Origin of the sequence: Streptomyces cahuitamycinicus (assembly GCF_002891435.1) — a bacterium.
GTDB lineage: Bacteria > Actinomycetota > Actinomycetes > Streptomycetales > Streptomycetaceae > Streptomyces > Streptomyces cahuitamycinicus.
Genome location: NZ_POUC01000608.1, coordinates 1 through 3598, shown reverse-complemented (window position 1 = coordinate 3598; position 3598 = coordinate 1). Strand labels below are relative to the sequence as shown.

General features: G+C 71.7%; 4 protein-coding genes and 1 rRNA gene. 4 read left to right on the top strand and 1 reads right to left on the bottom strand.

The annotated features are described in order from the left end of the window. The 4 genes from C1J00_RS40220 to C1J00_RS40205 form a co-directional block, all read left to right on the top strand. The coding region (locus C1J00_RS40220) for a DUF8746 domain-containing protein (RefSeq protein ID WP_102913798.1) at positions 1-710 on the top strand (710 nt) is incomplete at its 5' end. Then, positions 707-1486, top strand: a complete 780-nt coding sequence (locus tag C1J00_RS40215; protein ID WP_102913797.1) for an ABC-2 transporter permease — start codon at positions 707-709, stop codon at positions 1484-1486. The genes C1J00_RS40220 and C1J00_RS40215, both read left to right, overlap by 4 nt. A 23-nt stretch (positions 1487-1509) precedes the next feature. Further along, a complete protein-coding gene (locus tag C1J00_RS40210) occupies positions 1510-2754 on the top strand; it encodes a sensor histidine kinase (protein ID WP_102913796.1) in 1245 nt (414 codons plus the stop codon). Beyond that, positions 2751-3422, top strand: a complete 672-nt coding sequence (locus C1J00_RS40205) for a response regulator (RefSeq protein WP_102913795.1) — start codon at positions 2751-2753, stop codon at positions 3420-3422. Before C1J00_RS40210 ends, C1J00_RS40205 begins: the two co-directional genes overlap by 4 nt. Positions 3423-3471: 49 nt before the next feature. On the opposite strand, the gene rrf is transcribed toward C1J00_RS40205, so the two are convergent. Beyond that, positions 3472-3588, bottom strand: a 5S ribosomal RNA gene (gene rrf, locus C1J00_RS40200). Between the last annotated feature and the right edge of the window lie 10 nt (positions 3589-3598).

Below are 3598 nucleotides of genomic sequence, written 5' to 3'. Positions count from 1 at the left end.
CCCTCACCGAGGTCGGCGCCCTGCTGGAGGCCCGGTCGGTCCACCCCGGCCGCACCGCCCACCACCATCTGCGCGCCCTCGCCCACACCCACGGCATCCCCCGCGCCCGGGTCGAGCACGTCCTCGGCCTCACCGGCCTGACCGACGTGGCCCACCGCCGGGTCAAGGGCTTCTCCCTCGGCATGGGACAGCGCCTCGGCATCGCCGCCGCCCTCCTCGGCGACCCGGCCACGCTCATCCTCGACGAGCCGGTCAACGGCCTCGACCCGGAGGGCGTCCTGTGGATCCGCAACCTGCTCAAGTCGCTCGCCGCGGAGGGCCGTACCGTCCTCGTCTCCTCACACCTGATGAGCGAGATGGCCCTCACCGCCGACCACCTCGTCATCATCGGCCGCGGCCGCCTCCTCGCCGACACCACGGTCACCGACTTCGTACGCGACTCCGGCGCGGGCACCACGAAGGTCGTCACCCCTCAGGCCGGCACCCTCGCAGACCTCCTCACCGCCCCCGGCATCGACATCACCACCGACACCCCCGGCACCCTCCGCATCCGCGGCACGGACGCCCCGCACATCGGCCGCACGGCAGCCGCCCACGGCATCCCCCTCCACGAACTGACCCCCGCCACGGCCTCCCTGGAGGAGGCCTTCATGGACCTCACCCGCGACGCGGTGGAGTACCCGGCTACCCCGCGAGGAGCAGCGGCATGACCATGGCGAGCCTCCCCTACCGCGTGACCCCGGCCCGCGTCCTACGCTCCGAATGGCACAAGTTCTGGACCCTGCGCTCCACCTGGATCACCCTCGCCGTCACGAGCCTCCTGACCGCCGCGATGGGCGCGGGGCTCGGCGCGGCCTACGACGGATCCGGCGAAGGCGGCCTGGACCCCGTCATGTTCGCCCTGCTCGGCACCCAGTTCGCCACGATCAACCTCGGCGTTCTGGGCATCCTGGCCACCGCCGGCGAGTACTCCACGGGCCAGATCCGCGCCACGATGACCGCGGTCCCCCGCCGCCTGCCCGTCCTGTGGTCCAAGGCCGCCGTCCTGGCCGCGGTCGCCCTCCCCCTCACCCTGGCGACGAACCTCCTCACCTTCCCCCTGGCCCAGTCCTTCCTCAACGGCACCGACCTCTCCGCCTCCCTCGGCGACCCGGGCGTCCTGCGCGCCCTCGCGGGCAACGCGGCCGGCCTCACCCTCCTCGCCGTCCTCGCCCTCGGCGTCGGCGCCCTGCTCCGCTCGGTCCCGATGGCCATCGGCGCCTTCATCGGCCTCGTCATGATCCTCCCGGAGATCCTGGCCATGCTCCCGTACGCCTTCGTCGACGACGCCGTCCGCTACTTCCCCGGCAAGGCCCTGGAAGCCCTGACCACGGCCCAGCCCCTGCCCGGCGCGGCCTCCCCGGGCGCCGCCCTGCTGGCCATGCTCCTGTGGACGGCGGCCCTCCTCACGGTGGCCGCGGTGGTCCTGCGCCGCAAAGACGTATGACGCCGAGCGGCGCATCCCGCACGATGGACCCCGTGACGGAAGACCGGGCGCCGGAGCCCCTCACCGAGTACGCCCAGCGCCTCACCCACAAGGTGCGCGCCTTCGACCGACGCCACCCGCTGCTGTGGGACCTGCACTTCACCGGCTTCTGGCTCACCGCCGCCCTGATCGACTACTTCGGCGGCGGCTGGCGCAACAACGCCCTTCACCACGACGTCCCCGGCTGGCTCCTCCTCATCCTGAGCGTCGGCCTGTCGGCCCCGCTCCTGTGGCGCCGCACCCACCCCGGCACGGTCCTGGCCGCCATGGTGCCCTTCGCCCTCGTCAACGCCTGGACCGGCGCCGCCCTCCAGGCAGCCCTGCTCCAACTGGTCCTCGTCCACCACCTGGCCCTGCGCCGCCCGCTGCGCAACCTGTGGTGGGCGACGGCACTGGTGATCGTCCCGGTCCTCGTGTCGGCCCTCCGCCACGGCGAGGGCTCCTGGCACCAGCAGATCGGCTCCCATCTGATGTCCATCACCGTGGCCGCCCTCATCGGCGCCACGGTCCGCACCCGCCGTGACCACACGGAGGCCCTGGAGGACCGCGCCCGCCGCCTGGAGACCGAACGCGACCAGCAGGCCCAGCTCGCCACCGCCGCCGAACGCGCCCGCATCGCCCGCGAGATGCACGACATCATCGGCCACAACCTCTCCGTCATCACCGGCCTCGCCGACGGCGGCCGATACGCGGCCGCCAAGTCCCCCGAACGCGCGGCCCAGGCCCTCGACGCCATCGCCAGCACCAGCCGCCAGGCCCTCACCGAACTGCGCCGCCTCCTGGACGTCCTGCGCGAGGAGGAGAGGCAACAGCCCGACCTGACCCCCCAGCCGGGCCTCACCGACCTCGACCGGCTCCTCGACGGCGTACGCTCCGCCGGCCTGCCCGTCAGCACCACCACCCACGGCAGCCCCAGCCTTCCCCCGGGCCGCCAGCTCACCGTCTACCGCGTCGTCCAGGAAGCCCTCACCAACACCCTCAAGCACGGCGGCCCCCACGCCACCGCGGAAATAGAGCTCTCACACGGGGAGAAGTCCGCCGTCACCGTCACGATCACCGACACCGGCAACGGCAGCCGCACGGACGGGCCCTCGCGGGACGGCCGCGGGCTACCCGGAATGCGCGAGCGAACGGCCCTGTACGGCGGCACACTTGAGGCCGGCCCCCGCCCCGACCCGGAGCGGGGCTGGCGCGTCCGCCTGTCTCTCCCGGAGGAGCCCCCGCAGTGACCACGGTCCTCATCGCCGACGACCAGCCCCTTCAGCGCTTCGGTTCCCGCATGCTGCTGGAGAGCCAGGACGACATGACGGTCGTGGGCGAGGCGGCGAACGGCAGCGAAGCGGTCCGCATGGCGGCCGAGCTCCATCCGGATGTCGTCCTCATGGACATCCGCATGCCCGGCCTCGACGGGATCGAGGCGACCCGCCGCATCACCGCCGCCGGCGACCGCACCCGCATCCTGATCGTCACCACCTTCGACCTGGACGAGTACGCCTACGCCGGGCTCCGCGCAGGTGCCTCCGGCTTCCTCGTCAAGGACGCCCAGCCCGAGGAACTCCTCTCCGGCATCCGCGCGGTGGCCACGGGAGACGCGGTGGTCGCCCCCAGCCTGACCCGCCGCCTCCTGGACGCCTACGTCCATCACCTGCCGACCGGTGCCTCGTCGGAGGCCTCGCCTCCGGAGGACCCGCGTCTCGCTTCCCTGACGGTCCGGGAACGCGAGATCCTCACGGTCATAGGAAAGGGCTGGACCAACACGGAGATAGCCACGCGTCTCCACCTGGCCGAGTCGACGGTGAAGACCCACGTGGGTCGCATTCTCGCCAAGACCGGCTCCCGTGACCGCATTCAGGCGGTCATCCTGGCGTACGACACCAAGCTGATCCAGACATCCTGAAACGCAGAAAACCCCCGTACCGAATGGTACGGGGGTTTTCTCAAGAATTGTTCGGCGGCGTCCTACTCTCCCACAGGGTCCCCCCTGCAGTACCATCGGCGCTGTAAGGCTTAGCTTCCGGGTTCGGAATGTAACCGGGCGTTTCCCCTACGCTATAACCACCGAAACACTATGAA

What these genes read in the sequence shown, in the direction of transcription:
- C1J00_RS40215 (WP_102913797.1), top strand. Translation starts at nt 707, where the DNA reads ATGACCATGGCGAGCCTCCCCTACCGCGTGACCCCGGCCCGCGTCCTA.
- C1J00_RS40210 (WP_102913796.1), top strand. Translation starts at nt 1,510, where the DNA reads ATGGACCCCGTGACGGAAGACCGGGCGCCGGAGCCCCTCACCGAGTAC.